This is a genomic window from Bacillus sp. EKM206B (assembly GCF_011066015.1).
In the GTDB taxonomy this organism is placed as follows: Bacteria; Bacillota; Bacilli; order Bacillales; family Bacillaceae; genus Bacillus; species Bacillus velezensis.
This window is the reverse complement of the sequence record NZ_JAAMNL010000040.1, coordinates 1-476: the sequence shown is the minus strand read 5'-3', so window position 1 is coordinate 476 and position 476 is coordinate 1. Positions and strand designations below refer to the sequence as shown.

The 476-nt window shown below is 58.2% G+C and carries 1 protein-coding gene; it reads right to left on the bottom strand.

What is annotated here, in order from left to right:
• Nucleotides 1–476 (bottom strand): AMP-binding protein (locus tag G9F50_RS20290; protein WP_165417792.1); only part of this gene is annotated, 476 nt, incomplete at both ends.

The following is a 476-nucleotide window of genomic DNA, read 5'->3' as shown; positions in this document are numbered from 1 at the left end:
AAGCCCGCGTATTTGGCGCTTTTATCATCCGCCGTCATGGCGAATGCGTCGTGGTGCCAGAAGCACAGGTTCACCAGCGCATGGTGTTCGACCATGACACCCTTCGGCTGTCCGGTCGTTCCTGACGTGTAAATCATATAAGCGAGATGATCCGCCGTTGTTTCCGTCTGCGGGTTCGCTTCATCGTTTTCATCAAGCGGCAGGCTCAGAATGGAGCGGCTGCCGTCAAGCAGGATCGTTTCTCCGTTGTAGCTGTCCGGCACGCCCAGCGCTTCCTGTGTGAGAAGAAGCTTGGCGCCGCTGTCCTGCAGAATGTAGCTGATCCGCTCTTCCGGGTAGTCGGGATCAATCGGCACAAATGCCGCGCCTGCTTTCAGGACGCCGAGTACGCCCGCGGCCATTTCCAAGGACGGTTTCGTCAAAATGCCGACACGTTCGTCAGCCGTGACGCCGCAGTCCATGAGAATGCGCGCGAT